Here is a 21,090-nt window from a genome sequence, read left to right on the forward strand (position 1 = left end):
AAATAATAAATATTCGACGGCTATCGGATCTTATGCGATGTAGAAGGCAGCACGCCCTGCTTTTTCTCCTTCTCTCCCCACCGCCGGTACACCTCATTATCGATGCCCAGCTGGTCCAGTATCCGGCCGACGACGTTATCGACGAGATCGTCGATGGTCTTCGGATTGTTATAGAACCCGGGGCAGGCGGGCATGATGACCGCGCCGGCCTGCTTCAGCTTCACCATATTCTCCAGGTGGATCAGGTTTAGCGGCATTTCTCTGGGCACCAGGATAAGCCTGCGGCTTTCCTTGAGCGTGACATCCGCCGCCCGCCCGATGAGCGTGTCCGCGTAGCCATTGGCGATGCCAGCCAGCGTCTTCATGGTGCAGGGCACGATGACCATGGCATCCCAGCGATATGAGCCGCTGGCGATGGGGGCCAGAAAATCGTCGTCCTCATAATGAAAAGTCGCCTTCTCCAGGAACGCGTTCACGTTCAAGTCCGTCTCGAGCTCGACCAGCTCCCGGGCCTCCTGCGAGAGCACCAGGTGGGTCTCCTCGTTGCCTTCCAGCGCCTCGAGCAGCCGGATGCCGTACTGCACTCCGCTGGCGCCGGTCATTCCGATGATGATCCTCATTTACTTAATTCACCCGCCAGAGCGTTGACCAGCTCGTCGCAGAGCCGCAACGTTTCCTCAATTTCTTCTTTCGTGATATTATCGTAATGGATGCCGGACACGACCACGACCGTCTTATCCAGCTTTTTTGCGAGCTTTTCGGCGGCGTCCTTGACTACGCGGTCCTCTCTATGCGCGGGCGTCGTGATGACCGATGACGTGGCCACGCCTTCCGTCTTGATGCCCACCGCCGTCGCCCCGATATGCGCCTTCCCGCCGGTAATGAAAACCACCAAGTCATCCCCGACATCGACCGCTTTTAAGGATATTGCGAGGCGGCCCGACGAGCTCGAGAACTGCCGCTCCATCACACGACCTCGAGCTTACTCTGCTTCGGCACCTTCTCCACGTTGAAGTACTCCCGGGCGATGCGCCCGACCTTTTCCCGGTAACCTGGCAGCGTGTAGACGCCCATGCGCCAGTCGTTCACGTACGACTCTTCCAGGATCTTGACGAGGCTGGACACGTCGTCTAAATATTTCAGCTGGTCGTTCTCCATGAGCACCGTGGCGTTGCGCTCCCGGAAATCCGGGATCTTCGGGATGTCGATGAGAACATAGCCGGGTTCGATGCCCGCCATGCGGGCGATCTCGCGCTCGATCTCCTTGTGGATCTTCGTGTAGCGGACGATACTCTTGTCCACAGAATCGAAACCCACGTACAGTGCCCGCTTGAATAAGTTCCTCGAGTTCAGGCGGCCGATCATTTCGGCGGAATATTTGTTATAGTGCCGCATGCGCTCGTTCAGCTCGCAATCGTCCATCAGCTGCAGCTCGAACGCGTTCACGTCGCCCTCGGTGATGGCGGCGTCCAGCCCATGGGCGAACATTGAGCCGGCGATGCGCCCGACGTGGTGGTCATAGACGGACGGGTACATAAGGAATCGCGACATAAGCAGCGATTCGGCCGACTTGAGGCCCCGGTAATACAGGACAATATTGTTATCGTAGAAGCGGATGTTCCGCAGCAGGTGCTCATAGTCGACGATGCCGTAGGCGACACCCGTATAATAGGAATCCCGGATGAGGTAGTCCATCCGGTCCACGTCCAGCGAGCCCGTGATGATCTGCCCGATCTTCGTCTTTCCCTGGATATGGCTGGATACGGCCGACGGCTTAATGCCGTACTCGCCTAATATTGAGGCGATCTCGTCGCTCTCCAGTAAAAATAAGACGTCGTCGTGCCTGCGCCGCGTGTATTCCTCGATGATGTCCTCGCTGTCGTGGGAGTACGGGCCGTGGCCGATATCGTGCAATAATGCCGCTATCTCGATCTCCCGGCGCTCTTCCTCCGAGAGTTCCGAGCCCAGGCGGCTGGCTAAATAGTATGTGCCCAGCGAGTGCTCGAACCTGGTGTGGTTGGCTCCCGGGTAGACGAGGTTCGTCCAGCCGAGCTGCTTTACGTTCCTCAGGCGCTGCACGATGCGCGTATCGAGCAGCTTCTCGATGTATGGCGCGATCTCAATATAGCCGTGGATAGGGTCTCTAATCGGGCTCATATAGACGCTCTTATCATTGGTTTTTAATAACTTTAAGTGGTCGGCGCGGACGATAAACTTGCGCGTTTCTGCATTAGATAAACGCCCGGTAACATTTAAATAGCTAATGGGGCGCCTGCACGACAAACGCCTAAAAAAGAATCATACGCCGAAGGCCATGACCAGGTTGAAGCCGAATAGCAATACTGAGAATATGGCTCCGACCATGCCCATGGCCATGCCCAGCCTCTCGGATTTCTGGTAGACGTACAGGCAGGCGCCGCACAGCAGCGTGCATACTACCGCCTTGACGGCGATGAGCGCACCCCATCCCGCCGCGCTGAACGACGCGAGGGCGATGGGGTTGATCTCATTATACAGAATGCCATGCGAGCCGACGTATGTGATCGCCACGTCTCCTATCCCCCAGACGATCACAAAGAAAGCTAGCAGGCTAAGCAACACTTTCCCGTATCTTATATTTCGTCCCCCTGATAGCTTGCCGGCACAGGCGGGTGTGGATTGATCCCGGCCAGACATGCTATTATTTAATAATATTAATTTTTTAAGCTATAAGCCTTTCTTTAATAATTCTGGCATTGTCGGTAAAAAACCATACATCTCTCATTTTTACGTTAAAGGGTCCATGGGGTGGAGAAAGCCCGCGAGCTTTAACTTTGGGAGCTATCACTAAATGCCTTCTAAATCCTTATTATTGAATGACGCCTAGATAGGTCATGCTATGTTATCCATCTTATCGGGCGGCACCGGCACCCCTAAACTGCTGAGGGGCTTCAAGGACAGCGAGGACATCTCGGTCATCGTGAACACGGCGGAGGACGTCTGGGTCAGCGGCAATAAGGTTACGCCCGACGTCGACTCGGTCATGTATACTATTGCGGGCATCATCGACGATAAGAAGTGGTGGGGAATTAATGGCGACACGTTCAATACTTTTAAAGCGCTCGAAGAAATGGGCTTCTTCGAGGAGATCATGCTGGGCGACAGGGACCGGGCCACGTGCATCTACCGCACGGGCATGCTCAACAACGGCGATACGCTGACCGAAGCGACGAGGGACCTGTGCAACGTCTTTCGGATCAGGACGAACGTACTACCGATGAGCGAATACGACATCACGTCGGTCATCAGCACACCCCTGGGCGATATGCACTTCCAGGACTTCTGGGTGGGCATGCACGGCGAGCCCGATGTTTCCGCCGTCCGACTGCTCGGGCAGCTCATGCCGACGCCAGAGGTCATGGACGCCCTGAACGCCTCGGATAACATCTTTATAGGGCCGAGTAATCCTATTACGAGCATCGGGCCTATTTTATCTTTAGAAGGCGTGCGGGAGACTCTGCAGATCAAGTTCGTCATCGCCGTCAGCCCCTTCATCGGCGACCAGCCCGTCAGCGGCCCGGCCGCAAAGCTCATGAAGGCAAAGGGGCTGGAACCCTCCACTAAGGGCGTGGCCGAGTTTTACGCGGACATCGCGGACATCCTCATCGTGGACGAGCGCGATAGGACCGACCTTTCCGGCTATGACTTCGAGGTCGATCATTTCGATACGCTCATGACGAGCGTCGAGAAAAGCAAGGCGCTTGCCGACTTCATGCTGAGCAAGTGCGTATAGCTCCTATTCTTTTTACTCTATTTCGCCCTGTATCGTTATCGTTTTCTCACTCACCGGGATCTTCTTTCCCGACCGTTCCAGCGCCCGGTCAACGACATAGCGCACGCCGCCGCAGCAGGGGACTTCCATGTGGGCGACCATGATCGATTTAATGATATGGCGGGTAAAAATCTCGGCCAGTTTCTCGACGTATCCGTCGATATCCGTATCAAGCTTAGGGCAAAAGATGATCAGGATCCGGTCGCGAAGGAGCCCGGAGTGGAATCCAGCATAGGCGAACGGGACGCAATCGGCCGAGATCAGCAAGTCGGCATCGTCAAAATACGTGGCCGCCGGGTTCAGGAGCTGGAGCTGGACCGGCCATTGCCGGAGCTCGGATTCGGCTTTCTCAGGCGGCTTATGGCCCCGTGCCGACGGCTTTCGCTGAATGCTCCTGGCCGCGGATCCCGGGCATGCCGCAAAAGGCGAGTGGCCGGCGTGCATATCGCCGGGAATTCGTATCTTATGCTCCTTCAGGTATTCGACCGCCTGCTTATACAGGCCCGTCTGCCCGTGGCCGGCGAGATGCTCGAGATGGGCCCTTATGACTGGCCCGCCCTGCCGCACGATGTTCTCCATTACCTTCTTTTCATCATAGGGCTCGGCCTCGCGCTCGATGACATGGATCGCACCCTGGGGGCAGGTCCCGATACAGGCGCCCAGGCCGTCGCAGAAAAGATCACTGATCAGCCGCGCCTTTCCATCGATGAGCTGAATGGCCCCCTCGGGGCAGTCCGGGATGCACTCCCCGCATCCCGTGCATTTATTTTCGTCGATACTGATGATTTTCCGCTTCACAATTATTTCGTATGCTTACGAACTTAAAATGTTTCCGGTCAATATATTCGGCCCGCCCTGTCAAGCTTTTTATACTCGCCCGAACATTTTATGACCATGCCGAAGTTCGCCGTCGTCGTCTGCCCACATTGTAAGAGCGCCTTCATCATGGAGCCTGGCCACAGGACGGTTACATGCCGGAGCTGCAATAAGAGGCTCGAAGCGGCGCGCTTGAAGGTCTTTTTCGCCTCGGACGACTTCAAGGAAGCCCAGGCGGCCCGGGGCTCGGTCGTGGCCGCCATATCGGGCGACTCGGCCGCCTTCGAGGAGGCCGCACGGCATTTAAACAAAGACGTCATGGAGCGCATCGGCGAAGACGTCCAGGAGCAGCGCTATCAGGAGGATAAGCGTCGCGTCAATGAAAAAATGGAGGAAGCGGCCCTTAAAACGAAAAAGAAAGGCCAGCAGGCTATCCTCCGGGAAACGTTCGAGGAGCTGGCAGAAAAGGGCGACGTCGAGGTCGAGGAGTACTGGCGTAAGGTCTCGTTCAGCGGCATCGACCGCCTGAAGTTCGACCGGTGGGTCGATAAGATGGTCGAGACCGGCATCGCATATTCGCCAAAATACGGCTATCTGAGGAAATGCTGAACTTATTCTTTTTTAATAAAAATCTTGAGTCTCTTACATCGATTTAATAAACTTTGTAATCGAGAATTTTTACATAGCTTCAGCAATCCGTGTTTGTGTCACGATGGTTTGCTGCTTTTTAAGGCACAAGGGTGACGGAGGCACTATTTTCACCACAAAGGCACGGTGACGCTAAGATTCACAAAGTTTTTTTTATAATTAAGTTACAAAGATCACAAAGCCGGTTCATTGGCGATAAGGACACAAAGACACAGTGGAATGAACAAGAGCACTTTTTGCCCCTGCGCCTTCATATCCTGTATCTTATAAGTTCAAAAAGCATTCTCCGTGCCCTTTGTAACTTAATCTAAAAAAAGACTTTGTGGGCCTCCGTGCTCTTCGTGCCTCTGTGGTGAAAATAGTGTCCTCCGTCACCGTTGTGCCTTAAAAGCAGCAAACCATCGTGACACAATCACGGAACCACTGGCCTCTATGGTGAAAAATAGTGCCTTCATACAATCTGAGACTTAAAAGGCATATTAACACATTAAAAATAGCTTATATCAGGCGCTTATAGCTCGGCGCCGATGATGGTCTGGGTCGACGTGACCATCTCATTTTCCCGGATCGCGTCCACGGTCTTATTGATCTCGGACAGGCTGCCCACGTCGATGATAGTGATAAAGTCGTACTCCCCGAAAACGTGGAAGACGTCCCTGATGCCCGTGATCTTCTTGAGCTCATTATAGACGGCCTTTTCTTCTCCCGGTATGACCTTGATCATCGTGACTCCGATTACCATAATAACACAGATGCTAAGATAGCCGCTGAATTATTTAGATTTAACCATCATTTAGATTTAACCATCTGAAAAAAATTGGGCCTCAGGGGGTTAAAATACCCTCCATGCCGGGCCCGCAGGCGAGGCGCATCCGGTTGAGCTCCATTTCCACCTCTTCTATTGTACGGCCATGCTCCCGCCTGAATGCCGCCTCGTCATTCCAGTGCCTGACCTTCTGGCTCTTCCACTCCTCGAGCATCGTATCACTCCGGTCCAAAACTATCGTGGACATTAATTACATCCTCAAAAACGGTTAAAATCATATGTAATAAATATAACAACAGGAGCACGCTAGCGATTTATCAATATATTATAGCCATATGATTTCACGCCGAATAAAATTGAGAATGCGCCTCGAAGTCACTATAAATGATCCGGAGAACCGTGAGTAAGCTTTAATAATAACGACCGTATTATGCCTCAGGTAGCCAGAAGGATGATAATCGTGGAAGAAGAGTCCAGGTCGTTACCGACGAAAGATAATTTCAGCGAATGGTACAACGAGCTGCTAATGATGGCGCAGGTCATGGACGTGCGCTACCCCATCAAGGGCATCTACGTCTGGTACCCGTTCGGCTTTTCTATCCGCAAGAAGGTCTACAACATGCTGCGGGCGCTCATGGACGTCGACCACCAGGAGTGCTACTTCCCGATGCTCATCCCAAAGCCGGAGCTATTAAAAGAATCGGAGCACATCAAAGGCTTCGAGGACGAGGTCTACTGGGTCACACATGGCGGGCTGACACCGCTCGAGATACCCCTGGCCTTACGGCCCACGAGCGAGACGGCCATCTATCCGATGTATAAGCTCTGGATCCGGTCACACGCGGACCTCCCCCTAAAATTATACCAGATCGTCAACACGTTCCGGTATGAGACGAAGCAGACCCGCCCCCTCATAAGGCTGCGCGAGATAACGTCCTTTAAGGAGGCACATACGGCACACGCTACCTGGGAGGATGCCGAAAAGCAGATCCATGAGGCAATGGACCTGTACAGCGACTTCTTCACGAAGCTCTCCGTGCCCTTCGTCATAAACAAGAGGCCGGACTGGGATAAGTTCCCGGGCGCCGACTATACCATGGCCTTCGACACGCTCATGCCCAACGGCAGGTCTCTGCAGGTCGGGACCGTCCACCACCTGGGCACGAAGTTCGCGAAGACGTATGAGATCACGTACGAGGACGAAAAAGGCGAGCGCCAGTTCGTGAACCAGACCTGCTATGGCATCTCCGAGAGGTGCATCGCCGCGGTCATCGGCATCCACGGCGACAACAAAGGCCTCGTGTTGCCCCCGAACGCGTCCCCGACTCAGGTCGTCATAATCCCCATCGTATTCAAGACGGGCGGCGAGGAAGTCCTGGAAGTCTGCAAGAAAGTCAAAGTCATCCTCAATGATGCCGGTATTACGGCTGTCCTGGACGACTCGAACGAGCGCCCCGGCGCCAAGTATTATAGATGGGAAATGAAGGGGGTGCCCTTCCGCATCGAGATCGGTCCGAGGGACATCAAGAACAACGCGGTCATGCTGGTCCGCCGGGACGGCGTCAAGCAGTCCATTTCCATGGATGGCCTCCCCCAGACCGTGCAGAACAAGCTTATGGACTTCCAGGCAGAGCTATTAAAGAAGGCCTCGGGCTTCATGTGGTCCCGCATCAAGGACTGCGCCACGCTGGAAGAGGCTAAATCGCAGATCGAGTCGGGCTTCGCCCGCATGTCCTGGTGCGGCGAGAAGGCCTGCGGCCTGGAGATGGAGAACGCCACAGGCGGCAAGCTACTGGGCGAGCCACGGGGCATGGCCGGCAGAGGCGTTTGCCCCGTATGTGGAAAGCCTGCGGGCAGGGTCGTGCTGCTGGCGAAGTCCTACTGATGCGGCGCCTTGAAATTATTTTCTTATATTAAGGAAATGTCGCATAATTGTTCGATATTAAACGAATGATTGCCAGGAAAAAAATTATTATTTTTTAAGTAAAATAAATTAAAAAGCTCTTTTTGGGAACATATTTTCGATAACGAATGATATTTTTTTGGTTTTTGTTCATTAACCTACAATTTTTTTTCGTGGACACAGAAAACCATATATACACTAATGATGACTTATCTATTGACCGGAAGCTAAACAGGCAAATGGCTTCCTGTACATCTCTATAAAAGAAAAGGGGGCCTTTGATGAAGGCAACTAAATTCGCTAAATATTCACTACAGATAATAATTGTGGGAATGCTCCTGCTTGCGTTCCTGCCGATAGCGCCGGCGAGCGCTCTACACAACAATGTGATCGGCATCGTCGATTCTGAAACGATAAACTGGGTAGCCACATACCAGCCAAATTCCGATGGCTCCAATGGGGCTCAGCCCGCCGGGACCGTGAGCGGCAACGGTGTCATCACCATCACGAACAACGGCCCGATCACGTTAAACGACGTGGCGATCGTATTTAATGCGGGCTCGACCACTGCATCCAGCTGGACGCTAGGCACAAGCACTGCCACAGCGACGATTACCCCGGGCTCCGGTATTGTAACGGTGAACGTGAAGGCATTTGCACCTGGTACGAACGTCGTCGTTAACTATCCGATACCATCCGGCCTGACGTCTCCCATTACTTTCACTACTACATACTCGCAAAACCGGATCACGGACAGCACGAGCAGCTTCGTGGACGTGACCCTGACGGCTAATGCGAACGGTGTAGCGGTCAACCCGACGATCACGATCACGCCGGCCGACAGCACGACGCATGGAACACCTGGAACGCCTGACTGGACGCTTACGTCCTCATCGTCCGGTGTTTCGAAGAGCGGCAATAACCTTATCTGGACACCCGGCAGCATAAGCGCGGGCAGCAACTCTCAGATAGTCTTCCGGGCGACCGTGCTGGATACGGGTGCATTGGACGACGGCTCTAACCAGATCGCACTCTTCGACATGGCGACGTCTTCGGTCACTTATACGCTCACCAGCAACACGCAGAGCGTTGCCGGTGTCGGCGTCAATTCCGTAACGGGCATGACCACTGAAGTCAGCTCGAAGATCGATAAGCAGCAGCTAAACGGCCAGTGGGTATTTACTCCTGCAGTATCGGTGCCGAGCTCGGGCACGGACCTCAGCTATGAGCTTGATTCGGTAAGCGAATGGGCCGTTCAGACTGACCTTACCACATCTTTAGGTACGAACACAATAAGCTCTTCACATAACAACGGCGAAACCTGGCCGGCCATATTCGACAAGACGACCGGCTGGACTGGCGCGGGAGCCAATGAGCTGTTACAATTCGCATATAATGGCATACCCGTCGGGTTCATGAAGCCTACGATGAAGGTCTATGATGACCCGTCCCACACGCAGTTCCCCCGGAGCTATTCAGATGGAAGCGGAACTGTCACCCTATTAAAGAAAATATATGTGATCAGCGGCTATGATGTCCAGGTCACCAAGACGATCACGCCCGTGAGCGGCAATGAATACCTGATAACCATCACCGCCCAGAACATCGGCACGAAAATAACGCCGGCACATGTATACGTTTATGATATTGTGCCGTCGGCATTCTACTCGACCGCTTCCCCGGTGAGCCCATTCAGCTTTAGCGATATGCCGACTGGCCCGACCGGTGTCACCGGCGGCGAGGCATACTATTGGGACCTCGGGCAGTTAGCTGCATACGGTAACTCCGGCGATACAAAGGTAATTACCTACCACGTGCTAGGCTCGGGGACTTATACCGCCGCGGACCTCTACGTGGTCGGTGTCGACCCGGCGCAGTCGCTGAACCTGCAGACCACGCCTATCCTGCAGAACATGTCCACCATGGCCAACGCTAACTTCGAGTCGTTAGCGGCCCTGGGTGCGGCAGGCCTGCTCGTCATCGGCATGGTCGGTACGGCCAGAAGGAAACAATAAAACGAAAAAAGAGGACATGAAGGCCCGGTGATAAAGGGGATAAATTCCCCTTTATCATAATTTATTTAACTAAACAGGGCTTTTTCATAAGGGGGTAACAAGATGTCCGGACGGTCAAATAGGCTAACATATTTACTTATAGTTTTATCAATATTATGCGCATTACTTTTAGCCTCAGCCCCCGCCGTCCAGGCAGCTTCGCAGCCCCTCGTCGTCGTGGAAGTCTTCAAGGAAGACAGGGTCAGCCTCGATATCGGCGCCACGACACACGTGACCAGGACCGTAATTATACAGAACGAGATCAATAAATCCATCGTCCCGGGCATGATCACGCTAGTCCTGCAAAAGCAGACGCCCGATAAGATCGGCCCCGTAGCAATACCGTTCACCAGCCATATCGTTCCGCTGAACGTCACCAACGCGAAGGCGCATCTCGGCGACGGGACCGTAATAAGCGACGTCCGGGTGAGCGAGTCGGAGAACTCGACGACCATACAGTATGGCGCCTGGGTGCCCATCGAGCCGGGACAGAGCCTGACGGTCGTTCTGGAATACGACTCTCCGGACATGGTGGAACAGGGCTTGCTATTCAGCTCGGTGCAGTACCCGTTCACGTCCTCGAGCATCCCGGTCGAGAAGGCCGTCGTGGAAGCTTCCGTGCCGGGCAGCCATGTTACCTATTCCAGCGAAACGCCCACGGTCTCGAATGGCCTCTATACCTGGGTCAAGGACGACCCCGGCATGGAGCCCTGGAGCGTCTCGTTCGAGTATTCGATATTGCCATTACCCCTATTGCCGATCAGCGGCGGTGCCCTGCTCTGGGGCATCATATTATTGCTCTGCCTAATCTGGGTAGTATGGACATATACACGGCCTCGAAAAAGGCCCTGACCGCCGGATACTGAGGGGGCTCATAATGTACATAAAAACTATAACCACGCTGGCGATAACCGCAATCGTGCTGTTAGCGGCCGTCGGCGTACCGAACGTCCTCGCCGATGAGCTGGCATCCCCGCAGCCGATAGCGAACGCGAGCCATATCGTGCTCGCCCTGGGCAATCATACTTATTATCCTGATGATGTTGTATCGATATACGTTCACGATGCTGCCGACCCCCTGGTAAGCATTGTAGATCCTCTAAATAACACCTACAGCATTCCCCTGACGGGCGTCAATAATAGCTCGTTCATGGGCGAATATGCGTTAAGCCAGGGAATCATCTTGGGCAATTATACTGTCATAGCAGTAGATAATGCGACGGGCGATTCTGCCCAGGATATGTTCGAGGTCACTACCCGAACGGTGGCTGTTACCCCCACCACCGCCCCCGGTAATACGACCGCCGAGCGGCCGGCTTATTATCTTTACGTGAACCTGTCGCAGACGGATTATCTGCCGGGGGATAAGGCCGTTATTACGCTGGAGACGAACGCCGGAACGCCGACTGTCGTCGTCCAGGACCCCGCGAATAATACGGCATATCCGGAGTGCAAGAAGACGGGCGATAACTCGTATTCTGCGACATACCGCCTGGATAAGGCGGTCGTTCTGGGCAGTTATACGGTGCTCGCCTACGTGAACGAGAACGGCACGTTTTCCTATGCCATAGCCGGCTTCAACGTTACCATGGGCAATAAAGCCGATAAGGGCTTGCACATCCAGTACGCGGCATATGACCCTGTTCAGAAGGCCGTCGTCCTGAGAGCCAACATAAGCTCGGCATCATCCGATACAGTAGCCGTCGTAAAGAATGACCCTAAAGTTAAAGGTATGGCCGTAAAAGGCGTAAAAGTACTGGACTCCGGCAGCACCGACAATATCTCGATATCCCAGGCTGTAAAGAATGAGGATAAAAAGGTCGAAGTGGTCATCCCGGTCGATAACAACAACGTCGATGCGGTCACGAGCCAGTATAACCTGACCAGGGACATTACGAAGGCCACAACGTCCGTCGCAGTGAGCTCCGATGGCGAGAACATCCACCTTTTCCTGAACGACAAAGTCGATGGGTGCTGGTACCGGATGTCCACCAGCATACCCGCGGGTTATCAGGTGCAAAAGATCGAACGGGCAGACGGCACCGAGATCAAGAACGATGTCCAGATAAACCGATCGACGGGCGAGTACGTGCAGAATGATGTAAATTGGTACGTCGATAATGGGACGCTGTACTTTTATGATGATCCTATTAACGGCTATGATATTACCCTGTTGCCGCCCGCGGCCAACAATTCCCTGGCTGTGAATGTAATCTACGGTGGACAGCTTTCCGCCATCGTTTACCCATTTAACCAGACGGATTCAAATACCGTAATTGCCGGTAATGACCACCTGGGCCGCAACGGGGATAGTAATTATGCGAACAATATTGACGGGGATGCAGGCTCTAAAACCGCCATACGATTATATCGAAATAACCAGGTGAGTAATGGCAACCTCCGGATGTTCGGCGATAACGGGACTAACTATGCCACGTACAGCAATACCGCCTACAAATATACTGATATAGGACAGCCGGTCACCGTGGGGTTCAATACGGTCCCGGACGGCTCCGTCGAGAGCGTTATCATATCAAATTATAGGACACCTGTGGCGGGGTCTGTAACCTCCTATATCAATATTACACAAAAAACGATCATCAGAAATAATAACCTCTGGTTCGCGACGGTATACTACTTAAATAATTCAGGTGGCAATAGCCAGAACGGCGTAGCTTTCTTCCAGGGAGCCGACTTCAACTTTAATGGCCAATATCAAAACGATGATGACTTCTATAATCAGACGAACGATTTCGTATACGGATATATGAATAACCAGAATTCCAACAGCATCCATGTGGGCGGCTTCGGCTCGACGATCCAGAGCTCGGACCATGATGTGGCTACATACGGCAATATCTGGAACCGGATAAATTCAAATAATCTACAGGGTGGTACCAGTACAAGCGGCATAGATGGCGGAATGGCGCTGGAATGGGATTATTCCGGGTCATTGGCGAACGGCGATACATGGGTCGTGCCAGTCGTATGGGCGGTCGGCAAGGACGTCAACAGCTTTGGCAACACTCTCAACTATGCCCTCGACCACAACGTCTACGACGTGGGCATTAAGTCCATCGATGTTCCGGCGAATGGTGACAGCCTTGATTCTCAGACCACGCCGGTCCTGGCTATCAATGCTACGGCTATTGACCTGGGCGTAACGGACCAGTCGCCGACTGTCTACCTCCAGATTAAAAATTCCACCGGCGCAGTAGTCTATAGCGCCTCAACGGCCGTAAAATTATCCATACCATACCAGGAAACGGCTCTCGCCAGCTTCAACTGGAACCTTTCAAATGTGACGGCCGGCACTTATAACATCAGCGTCTACACACAGATGGCGGGAGACCAGAACGCGTCCAACGATCTTAAAAGTATAACGGTCTATGTCCAGAGCCTGTCCATTTATCCCGACCAGTGGGTCCACGCGAACCCGGGCGACAACGTGCTCTTCCCGCTGAACCTGTCTAACCTCGGTACGGCACGCACATTTGACCTGAGCCTGTCTCCATCCACGGCAGGATGGGCTTCATATCTTTACTATAATAATACTTCAACGCTACTCGCCAATGACACGAATGGCGACGGAGCCTGGGACTGGGTGAACGCATCATATACGGATTCGGGAAAGCCCGCCATAACGGTCCCGGCAAATGGGAAAGCATCCCTCATTTTACAAAAGCTCGTCCCGGCGACAGCGGATACCGGTATTCTGGATACCGTAACATTATATGCATATCCATCAGGCCAGCCATTGGCAAACTCGTCGGCTACATTAAAGACCGACACGCCGTTGGGCGCAGTGGCGAATAAGACGTTCTATTTCCATAGCCTGTATCTGAATACGACGCCTGAGGCAGCGACTACTGGCAGCAAAGCAATTACGTCGATTTTCTATATGTGGGCCCAGACCCCGTCATTTGCCGACAGCTTCACGATATCGGGCAACGTCAGCGTGCCTATTTATTACAATTCGACGGCTGCCATGCCCATCACTGTCACGTTATTCTACACGAACGGGGCAGGCAATTCGGTCCAGATCGGCACCAATACGTCCACAGTGCCGGCATCCGCAAGCCAGACCACGCCTTCCATGTTCAATTTTACCCTGTACCAGGCAGGCGGTAATATAACTGTGCCTCGCGGCTCTTACATTGTAGCGAAGATAGATAACCAGCAGACGACCGCCTTCACAGTATGGTATACGAGCGCATATCGAAGTCGCATAGACGTCAAAACTCCAACCTACGTCCACGTTGGCTCCATCAATACATACAACGGTGGGATATCCACATCCAACTTCAACACCGGCGATACGGTATACGTGACGGCCAACGTCACGGACCCGATCGGCGCTTATGATATCAGGGATAATGCCACCATATCAGTGACCGCGCCCAACGGCTCGTACATAGTCAATAACCAGAGCATGGCCCTCAACAAGACGGATTCCTCGTCGCCGGCTCTCTGGAAACTTTATAATTATTCTCTTCAGCTTGATAGTTCCTTCCAGCCAGGAGTCTATGGCATAAACATAACTGGCTACGAGTCAAACGGAGTCATCAATCGAAAAAATATATCGATTACGCTGACGTCGGGCACTCCCGCCATCCTGGTGTACCCGAACAGCACGAGGATCGCCGAGGGGGCCAGCGTAGTTAGCTTCAAGCACAGGGTAACGAACCTGAACGCTTACAAGAGCGACGTCGTCGACATATCGTGTAATGTACCCGCTGGATGGTCTTATAGTCTGTATAAGGCGGATGGAATAACGCCACTAACGGATACGGACGGGGATACAAAACTGGATACCGGTACTTTATCTCCCCTGGGAAGTACGGATATCGTAGTTAAAGTAACCGTGTCATCGGGTGGAAGCTCCGGCAATACATACCCCGTCTATGTCACCGGTACGTCTTCTCAGGATACGTCCGTATCGTCTACGGCCATGGACACCGTGCTGATATCGACGTCTTCCGTCGTTAAGACGCTTTATTTACACAATAATGGCACCCAGTTCATGAATACGTCGATGAATAACTCCACGAACGATCACACCGATATAAATAATGGCAATAGTATGAGCTGGGCCCAATCGCCCGCATTCGCAAAGGACTTTAACATCCTGGACGATCCCATGGCTACACTCTACGTCCAGAGCAGCGATACGAACTTGAACATGAATGTCAGCATCATCGCCTCGAATAGCACATCATCGACTGTGCTAGGATGGTATATTTATAAGAACACGACCACATCGGGCGCAATCACGCCGCTAAGCTTTAACGTGCCATTAAATAAATATAATCTAACAATACCCCGGGGTAGCCAGCTATCGGTCAATATTAACAACCTAAATAACAAGAAGCTCACTATCTACCACTCTACGCAATGCCCGTCACGTATTGATATGGATACGTACAGCTATATCAACGTTAAGAGTGTCACGATCAACAATACCAGCGGTAATCCCATTACAGGTGCGACGCCTCCGTCTACGATAAACGTCACGGCCAATGTAACGGACCCCTTCGGCTCTTTCGATATCATCAATGTGAACGTGTCGCTGATCTACCCGAATGGCACTGTTGCCATCGGTCCTCTTGCAATGAACTTGAGTGGAACAGATCCTGCGGCACTAAGCCAGTGGAAGCAGTTCACGAGGAACATAACGCTTAATGCCAGCCTTGACTCAGGGGATTATTCAATTCTCGTGACCGCTAACGAGTCCAATGGAGTCAAAAGCAGCTTAAGTACGGGGCTGGCCATCGTTTATCCGGTTAATGTCTCGGCAAGTAAGTCGTACAGCCCGTCGGGCGAGGACGAATTCACGGTCACGATCACCATTACCAATAAGGATAATCACACTGTAGACGGTGTGCATGCATATGATTTCTACGCGGATGATTTCACCGTCGATGGTATTGATTCGCCTTACACTACTGTAATAGTGAACAACGCGATATTACAGGGCAATATCAATGTATTTGGGCCATTCACACTTTCACCTTACGAGACGAAAAAGATCACATACACTGCTTATGGCATAGGCGACTATAATCTTTCGAATATGACTATCGTGGGGGTGGACCCGTATATCTAGGCGAGTCACGCTCATTGCCCTGTTTGCTATATCGATTTGCTTTATCGCAGCCGATGCATCTGCCCTCCAGCCTTCGGCCAATATGGTAGAGCAGGTTGACGGTCTTGTCTATTACACGAACGGCACGATATCCTATGGCATGGCCACCGGCACGATTACGGTGTCAAACCCGGCCTCAACATCCCCTCTCTCCTCGGCGATCCTGACGCTACCGAACGGCACGTCGCTTTCAATTGGCAGCATAAGCCCGGGCTCGAGCTATACAGCCCATTACGTCCTGTCTCCGGCGGACGTCAACTTACCCTTGAACTTTAAAGAGAATGTCGTGCCAGTGACTCTGACAAACGGCGTGCCCCAGCAGCTGCGGCTTATCGTCCAGCTTCAGAACACGGGCAACGCGCATATTACAGGCCTTCAATACCAAAAATCCCTCCCGCCAGGACTTGCCCAGGCATGGGAAGCCCATGACGGCGGCAGCCTTACGGTCGGCAGTGCGGTCGCCTGGACAATAAATGACCTCGCGCCGGGTGATAAGATGAACCTCACCATCGCCTTCAGTCTGACGCCTTCCTCGGGCATAACTTTCCCCGCTGCTGGCGTATCATACGACTATTCCTCATCACTATCGGGAAGCGTGCCCCGCCTGACGGCGAGCACGAACACGTCATTCCAGATACAAAAGTCGCACATCACGGACCACTCGTGGATGGTCAACGCCACGGTCCCGGATAGCAGCGAGTTCGACATGGTGCTGGACTCTGTGGCGATCAGCCGCTCGAACGCCTCGGACCCCTTTAATACGGTAGAGCTTGCCTCATATAGCCCGAACACCAGGCTCAACCCCGGAAGCTCGTGGTCGACGTCGCTCATCGATAATTTCGAGTACGTTCCCGCGTACTTCATGAAAATGGCTTATAGCATGCCCTATACGACGATCCTCACTTCCCACGTCGAGGCTATGACCGCACCGATAACCATCACGATAACGAATCCCACGCCGACGCCGACGTCTCCGCCGAGCCCGCCCTACGCGACGCCCACGCCAGTGCCATCGGCCACGCCGACGCCGACGGCCCCCGCGTCCCCGGACATCGTGTTCGTGTCGCCGGAGCGCGGCGAGGTCATCACGGGTAATTCCACGCAGCTCGAAACGTCGGTCCCGCCTTCCGGCGAGCCGGGATATGTGGCATACTTCCTGTCGTCCAACAACCTGACCTGGATCAGGCTTGGCCAGTCGCCCGTATCGGGCGCTCTGTCTGGGTTCCTCTGGACCATACCTCAGCTTGACGGTAACTATTACCTGAAAGCCGAGCACTACCGCTCCGACGGCACTCTGCTGGGTATCGCTTACACGCAGGTACTCGTGGCCCATGAGACGGAGCCCGTGGGCATGACGACCATGCTCATCAGCGGCACCGACTGGCTCATGCTCATCATGGCTCTGCTGGCCGTCATGCTGCTGGCGTTCATCCTTATACCATATGTGCAGGTCCGGAATGTTATCTACGACGCGTCCGCCCTGGCGGCGCTTAGCAGGGAGAAGGACTGGCTGTCGAAGCTGCCCCGCGAAGCCCTCCGGCCTGATGCTATGATTGTGGAGATACCCGGCATGGATAAGATACGAATGAAGGCGCTGAACAATATCGACGAGATGCGCCGCCTGGAGCGGAAATACGAGCTATCGGCCTACGATGCCATGGCCCTGCAGCTGGCCCGTGAGTCAGGCGCGACGCTGGTCACGGGCGACGTGAGGATGGCCGCTATAGCAAAGCAGCTCGACGTGAAGGTAAAGCTCCTGGAAAAAGTGGCAGTACCAGTTACCGTATAATTTTTTTATTTTTCCTCTATTTTTTAAATGATTTCTTGTATTCTGCAAGCGTATATAGCCTCGCAGCGATTGCACCGATGGCCGTGCAGGTCTCAAGGGAGATGCCTTTGCCATCAGTTATATCAAGGTGGTAGTGCGCCATCTCGAAGTATTCCTTTGGCAGGCCCTTGCGGCCCAGGCCTATTAAAATGAGCAGCGGCTTATTATTGACCATAATGCCGGCGATCTCATCCGCTGAAGCCTGCTTTTTCTTCTCGGGATGAGATGTCGTGGCCACCAGGGCCCCGAATTGGGCCGGGAAGCCTTTCTCAGGCACGTCCATGACGTAGAGGCGTTTTTCATCGAAGAGCTTCTGAAGGTAGAGGCCCGAAGCGCCGATAGTCGTATTGTCCTTAACGAACTCGACGAGTTCCTGCTGGCTGAAATCATAGGGGAACCCCACGAGGGCCAGGTTAAAGCCGTAGGCGTAGGCTATCGGGGCGCCCCGGGCAATGCCACGGTAGTGCGCCTCGACCACCTTTACCTTATCATAGGTATTATAAAGGCCCAGCGTCAGCATCGTTCCCTAATAAGGTATGCCACGATAAAACGATATCGGTCCCTAAATATTCCTTTTTACGATGCCGCCGTAGACCTCGGCGCCACCCGCCTCGGCCATGTCGTGCAGGACAGCGATGATGTCGGCCATAGACACGATATCCTCGGGATTCTTGCCATTATACATGTACGTGATGAGGCCGGCGCAGTTCAGGATAAAAATGTTCGGGCCGATAAGCTTCTCGTAAGGGTTATAGATCTGGTATTTCTTGAGGACGGAACAGTCCTCGTCGCTAAGGATATGGAATGGAAGGTTGTGCTTTTCAGCAAGGCCCTTATTGAAGTTAACGCTGCCATAAGAAATGGTAAGCACGTTACCACAATGGTACAGGATGCGCTGGTAGCTGTCCTTAAGGTAATCGAGCTGCTCACTGGTGTGGGCGTCGTCCACGGCCCGGATGAAAACAAGCACCACACTTTGGTTATCCCTGAACTCTTTTAAGGAAATGCTGTTGCCAGTCTCGTCCTTTAGCGTGAAGTCCGGCGCATTGTATCCCGGCTCGACGGGCAACTGCTCATATTTATGTCCATACTCCATAGCAGGGATATGTCGACCCGTATGTTAAAAAGCATGACCCGATTTTAAGTCATATGGCGAAGCGTTTCCATCAGCTTATCGTTGGGAGGTATCTCGCCGGGGAACTTGCTGATGAACCTGTATCGTATGCGGCCCGAGCGGTCGATGATGAATATCGATGCGTCGTCGCCGTTCTCCAGGTCGTCGTAAACGCCGTACTCCCGGATCACCCTCTTCCCGGGGTCTGCCAGGAGCTTGAACGGTATCTTATACCGGGTCGCCGTATTCCGGGCTTTATCGACGTCGTCGGGGCTGATGGCCAGGATGTCCGCGTTGAGGCTGCGAAAAAAGAGGTAGTCATCGTTAAGCTGCGACAGCCAGCGCATGCTGTACGGGTCGGACTCGCCCCGGTAGAACACGAGCAGCACGTTCATCCTGTCCCTGAAGCTTGACAGCTTCACTTCTTCGCCGCGCGAGTCCTTGAGCCTGAAGTCGGGCGCAAAATCGCCTTCGCCGGCGGTCCCCTCAATCCTGTACATCACCCTTCACCACATACACAATGGCGTATGACATAAAAATGATAATCTTGGAAAAACACGATTACGCCCAATATCTATTTATACAACAATCATCATTAAACGGATATGCTTCAGCCATAGTGGCTGTGCCAGCCATAAAGCTGTATTAAATCTCATAGAGGTATTATAATGAAGTATCAGGGAAAATCCATCAGGAAGCCCACCGGAGGCAGGCTCAGGCCGAACCGCGGCAAAAGGAAGTTCGAGCTGGGCAGCGAGATCACGCAGCCGGTCATAGGTGCTACCAGCAGAAAAGTCATCAACGTCATGGGCAACGGCTCTAAGGTCAAGGTCCTCAAGGAAAACGTCGTCAACGTGACGGACCCGAAGTCCGGCAAGACGCAGAAGACGACCATGACCACCGAGGTCGAAAACCCCGCGAATAAGAACTACATCCGGCGAAACATCCTGACCAGGGGCTCCGTCGTCATGACCGGGCTCGGCAAGGCGAAGATCACGAGCAGGCCCGGGCAGGATGGCGAAGTCAACGCCGTACTCATCAGTGAGTAGTTTTTTTTACAGTGGCGCAAGCCACTTCTTCTTTACATCGAGCCTTTTATTACCGTCAACAGAATAGCGGTCGCTATCAGCAGTATAGCTGCGATGATAGCGAACAGTGCGACCACGTAGCCGGATAAGAACACCAGCCTGACCAGAGTCTCTATTATGCGATTCCGCGTAAAATTCCGGCTGCTCTGCTCGTAGCTCAGCCTGTACGGCATGCTGAGCTCCACGAGGTTAAAGGCATAGTGCATGCGGCCTCCGGCATAGTAGCTGCCGATATCCCCCATATACTGGAACGCCTCGAGAATACATCGAATGCCGGGCACATGTCGCCTCCCGACGAGCACAGCGCATTTTCCATACATGCTTCCGGACCGAATCAGCTCAGCGATGGTGCCGGCCATGAACTCGTCCCTCTCGAATATATAAGCGATAGAGTCCCGGTCGGACCAGCCGAAGGTGAAAAATCTGCCGCCTGTCAGCTTACCGTAAAGCCCGGGAGACAGGTTAAAGGCGAGGATGGAGAGGGCGTTGAAGGGCAGGAAAAAGTACCGCACGAGCGCCTCCTTGAAATATACGGCGGGAGGCGTGCCGCTATAATACCGGGAAACCGTGACGTTTATGGAGCGGTCGATGCAGACGAAACGGTCCAGGTAGCGCCCGCGGGCCAGCTTTAGCTCAAGCGACTTCGTGGGCTGGAGAGGCCGGTATAGCTCGACGCAGACATTGTCGGGAGAAAAGCGCTGCAGCTCCCCGAGTATTTCCACGGCCGGCTCCCTCAGCGAATGTACCGAGCCGATAAGCTCCAGGCACAGGTCGTCCATACGCTCTATAATCACCGGCTTCTCGATAAGCATCATTAATTCATAATGCGAGCCATTTACTTAACTACATGTCATCGATAGCTTTTTATAGGCGAGAGCATGCCTGCGGCGATATGCTTTTATACCTTTTTATAGCCT

At 53.3% G+C, this 21,090-nt stretch carries 19 protein-coding genes; 8 read left to right on the forward strand and 11 right to left on the reverse strand.

Annotation, left to right across the window (positions count from 1 at the left end; all coding sequences use genetic code 11):
• Positions 1-20 precede the first annotated feature (20 nt).
• From VMC84_RS13465 to VMC84_RS13480, 4 genes are all read right to left on the reverse strand, one after another.
• Positions 21-620: a UbiX family flavin prenyltransferase gene (locus tag VMC84_RS13465; RefSeq protein WP_325381500.1), complete on the reverse strand. Its 600-nt coding sequence runs from the start codon at positions 618-620 to the stop codon at positions 21-23.
• Positions 617-967, reverse strand: coding sequence for a hypothetical protein (locus tag VMC84_RS13470; protein ID WP_325381502.1), 351 nt, complete (start codon positions 965-967; stop codon positions 617-619). The genes VMC84_RS13465 and VMC84_RS13470 overlap by 4 nt, the downstream gene beginning before the upstream one ends.
• Positions 967-2,157 (reverse strand): HD domain-containing protein, encoded by a 1,191-nt coding sequence (locus VMC84_RS13475; RefSeq protein ID WP_325381504.1) that lies wholly within the window; start codon positions 2,155-2,157, stop codon positions 967-969. Before VMC84_RS13475 ends, VMC84_RS13470 begins: the two co-directional genes overlap by 1 nt.
• 141 nt (positions 2,158-2,298) lie before the next feature.
• Positions 2,299-2,550 (reverse strand): hypothetical protein, encoded by a 252-nt coding sequence (locus VMC84_RS13480; RefSeq protein ID WP_325381506.1) that lies wholly within the window; start codon positions 2,548-2,550, stop codon positions 2,299-2,301.
• Between the two features lie 328 nt (positions 2,551-2,878).
• On the opposite strand from VMC84_RS13480, the gene cofD reads away from it, so the two are divergent.
• Positions 2,879-3,772: a 2-phospho-L-lactate transferase gene (gene cofD, locus VMC84_RS13485; protein ID WP_325381508.1), complete on the forward strand. Its 894-nt coding sequence runs from the start codon at positions 2,879-2,881 to the stop codon at positions 3,770-3,772.
• A gap of 12 nt (positions 3,773-3,784) precedes the next feature.
• On the opposite strand, the gene VMC84_RS13490 is transcribed toward cofD, so the two are convergent.
• Positions 3,785-4,609, reverse strand: a complete 825-nt coding sequence (locus VMC84_RS13490; RefSeq protein ID WP_325381510.1) for an ATP-binding protein — start codon at positions 4,607-4,609, stop codon at positions 3,785-3,787.
• A 90-nt stretch (positions 4,610-4,699) separates the two neighbouring features.
• Here VMC84_RS13490 and VMC84_RS13495 point away from each other — a divergent pair, with 90 nt between their 5' ends.
• A complete protein-coding gene (locus VMC84_RS13495) occupies positions 4,700-5,236 on the forward strand; it encodes a DUF5817 domain-containing protein (RefSeq protein ID WP_325381512.1) in 537 nt (178 codons plus the stop codon).
• 550 nt (positions 5,237-5,786) lie between these two features.
• Here the strand turns inward: VMC84_RS13495 and VMC84_RS13500 are convergent.
• Positions 5,787-6,017 carry an Lrp/AsnC ligand binding domain-containing protein gene (locus tag VMC84_RS13500; RefSeq protein ID WP_325381514.1) on the reverse strand — a complete coding sequence of 77 codons (231 nt, stop codon included), beginning with the start codon at positions 6,015-6,017 and terminating at the stop codon, positions 5,787-5,789.
• Positions 6,018-6,099: 82 nt separating this feature from the next.
• Positions 6,100-6,288, reverse strand: coding sequence for a hypothetical protein (locus VMC84_RS13505; protein ID WP_325381516.1), 189 nt, complete (start codon positions 6,286-6,288; stop codon positions 6,100-6,102).
• 183 nt (positions 6,289-6,471) lie between these two features.
• On the opposite strand from VMC84_RS13505, the gene proS reads away from it, so the two are divergent.
• From proS to VMC84_RS13530, 5 genes are all read left to right on the forward strand, one after another.
• Positions 6,472-7,926 (forward strand): proline--tRNA ligase, encoded by a 1,455-nt coding sequence (gene proS / locus VMC84_RS13510; RefSeq protein WP_325381518.1) that lies wholly within the window; start codon positions 6,472-6,474, stop codon positions 7,924-7,926.
• 299 nt (positions 7,927-8,225) lie between these two features.
• Positions 8,226-9,959 carry a hypothetical protein gene (locus tag VMC84_RS13515; RefSeq protein ID WP_325381520.1) on the forward strand — a complete coding sequence of 578 codons (1,734 nt, stop codon included), beginning with the start codon at positions 8,226-8,228 and terminating at the stop codon, positions 9,957-9,959.
• A gap of 102 nt (positions 9,960-10,061) precedes the next feature.
• Positions 10,062-10,850: a hypothetical protein gene (locus tag VMC84_RS13520; RefSeq protein WP_325381522.1), complete on the forward strand. Its 789-nt coding sequence runs from the start codon at positions 10,062-10,064 to the stop codon at positions 10,848-10,850.
• 25 nt (positions 10,851-10,875) lie between these two features.
• Positions 10,876-16,104, forward strand: coding sequence for a hypothetical protein (locus VMC84_RS13525; protein WP_325381524.1), 5,229 nt, complete (start codon positions 10,876-10,878; stop codon positions 16,102-16,104).
• Positions 16,105-16,186: 82 nt separating this feature from the next.
• A complete protein-coding gene (locus VMC84_RS13530) occupies positions 16,187-17,932 on the forward strand; it encodes a type II toxin-antitoxin system VapC family toxin (protein ID WP_325381526.1) in 1,746 nt (581 codons plus the stop codon).
• 16 nt (positions 17,933-17,948) lie between these two features.
• Here the strand turns inward: VMC84_RS13530 and VMC84_RS13535 are convergent, their stop codons facing one another.
• Genes VMC84_RS13535 through VMC84_RS13545 form a run of 3 tightly spaced genes read right to left on the reverse strand, consistent with a single transcriptional unit; the run spans position 17,949 to position 19,585 of the window.
• Entirely contained in the window at positions 17,949-18,491 is a 543-nt protein-coding gene (locus tag VMC84_RS13535; RefSeq protein ID WP_325381528.1) for a DUF531 domain-containing protein, read from the reverse strand.
• Positions 18,492-18,533: 42 nt separating this feature from the next.
• Entirely contained in the window at positions 18,534-19,067 is a 534-nt protein-coding gene (locus VMC84_RS13540) for a peroxiredoxin family protein (RefSeq protein ID WP_325381530.1), read from the reverse strand.
• A gap of 44 nt (positions 19,068-19,111) precedes the next feature.
• Positions 19,112-19,585: a peroxiredoxin family protein gene (locus tag VMC84_RS13545; protein ID WP_325381532.1), complete on the reverse strand. Its 474-nt coding sequence runs from the start codon at positions 19,583-19,585 to the stop codon at positions 19,112-19,114.
• A gap of 168 nt (positions 19,586-19,753) precedes the next feature.
• Between VMC84_RS13545 and VMC84_RS13550 the strand changes: the two genes are divergently transcribed.
• Positions 19,754-20,134 (forward strand): 30S ribosomal protein S8e, encoded by a 381-nt coding sequence (locus VMC84_RS13550; protein WP_325381534.1) that lies wholly within the window; start codon positions 19,754-19,756, stop codon positions 20,132-20,134.
• A 32-nt stretch (positions 20,135-20,166) separates the two neighbouring features.
• On the opposite strand, the gene VMC84_RS13555 is transcribed toward VMC84_RS13550, so the two are convergent.
• A complete protein-coding gene (locus VMC84_RS13555; RefSeq protein WP_325381535.1) occupies positions 20,167-20,988 on the reverse strand; it encodes a hypothetical protein in 822 nt (273 codons plus the stop codon).
• Positions 20,989-21,090: the final 102 nt, after the last annotated feature.

It is taken from the genome of Methanocella sp. (assembly GCF_035506375.1).
GTDB lineage: Archaea > Halobacteriota > Methanocellia > Methanocellales > Methanocellaceae > Methanocella.

Bases quoted from the DNA above. Each gene is read 5' to 3' on its own strand.
- VMC84_RS13465 (WP_325381500.1), bottom strand. From the start codon at position 620: ATGAGGATCATCATCGGAATGACCGGCGCCAGCGGAGTGCAGTACGGC.
- VMC84_RS13470 (WP_325381502.1), bottom strand. From the start codon at position 967: ATGGAGCGGCAGTTCTCGAGCTCGTCGGGCCGCCTCGCAATATCCTTA.
- VMC84_RS13475 (WP_325381504.1), bottom strand. From the start codon at position 2,157: ATGAGCCCGATTAGAGACCCTATCCACGGCTATATTGAGATCGCGCCA.
- cofD (WP_325381508.1), top strand. From the start codon at position 2,879: ATGTTATCCATCTTATCGGGCGGCACCGGCACCCCTAAACTGCTGAGG.
- VMC84_RS13495 (WP_325381512.1), top strand. From the start codon at position 4,700: ATGACCATGCCGAAGTTCGCCGTCGTCGTCTGCCCACATTGTAAGAGC.
- VMC84_RS13500 (WP_325381514.1), bottom strand. From the start codon at position 6,017: ATGGTAATCGGAGTCACGATGATCAAGGTCATACCGGGAGAAGAAAAG.
- VMC84_RS13505 (WP_325381516.1), bottom strand. From the start codon at position 6,288: ATGTCCACGATAGTTTTGGACCGGAGTGATACGATGCTCGAGGAGTGG.
- proS (WP_325381518.1), top strand. From the start codon at position 6,472: ATGCCTCAGGTAGCCAGAAGGATGATAATCGTGGAAGAAGAGTCCAGG.
- VMC84_RS13515 (WP_325381520.1), top strand. From the start codon at position 8,226: ATGAAGGCAACTAAATTCGCTAAATATTCACTACAGATAATAATTGTG.
- VMC84_RS13520 (WP_325381522.1), top strand. From the start codon at position 10,062: ATGTCCGGACGGTCAAATAGGCTAACATATTTACTTATAGTTTTATCA.
- VMC84_RS13525 (WP_325381524.1), top strand. From the start codon at position 10,876: ATGTACATAAAAACTATAACCACGCTGGCGATAACCGCAATCGTGCTG.
- VMC84_RS13530 (WP_325381526.1), top strand. From the start codon at position 16,187: ATGGTAGAGCAGGTTGACGGTCTTGTCTATTACACGAACGGCACGATA.
- VMC84_RS13535 (WP_325381528.1), bottom strand. From the start codon at position 18,491: ATGCTGACGCTGGGCCTTTATAATACCTATGATAAGGTAAAGGTGGTC.
- VMC84_RS13540 (WP_325381530.1), bottom strand. From the start codon at position 19,067: ATGGAGTATGGACATAAATATGAGCAGTTGCCCGTCGAGCCGGGATAC.
- VMC84_RS13545 (WP_325381532.1), bottom strand. From the start codon at position 19,585: ATGTACAGGATTGAGGGGACCGCCGGCGAAGGCGATTTTGCGCCCGAC.
- VMC84_RS13550 (WP_325381534.1), top strand. From the start codon at position 19,754: ATGAAGTATCAGGGAAAATCCATCAGGAAGCCCACCGGAGGCAGGCTC.
- VMC84_RS13555 (WP_325381535.1), bottom strand. From the start codon at position 20,988: ATGATGCTTATCGAGAAGCCGGTGATTATAGAGCGTATGGACGACCTG.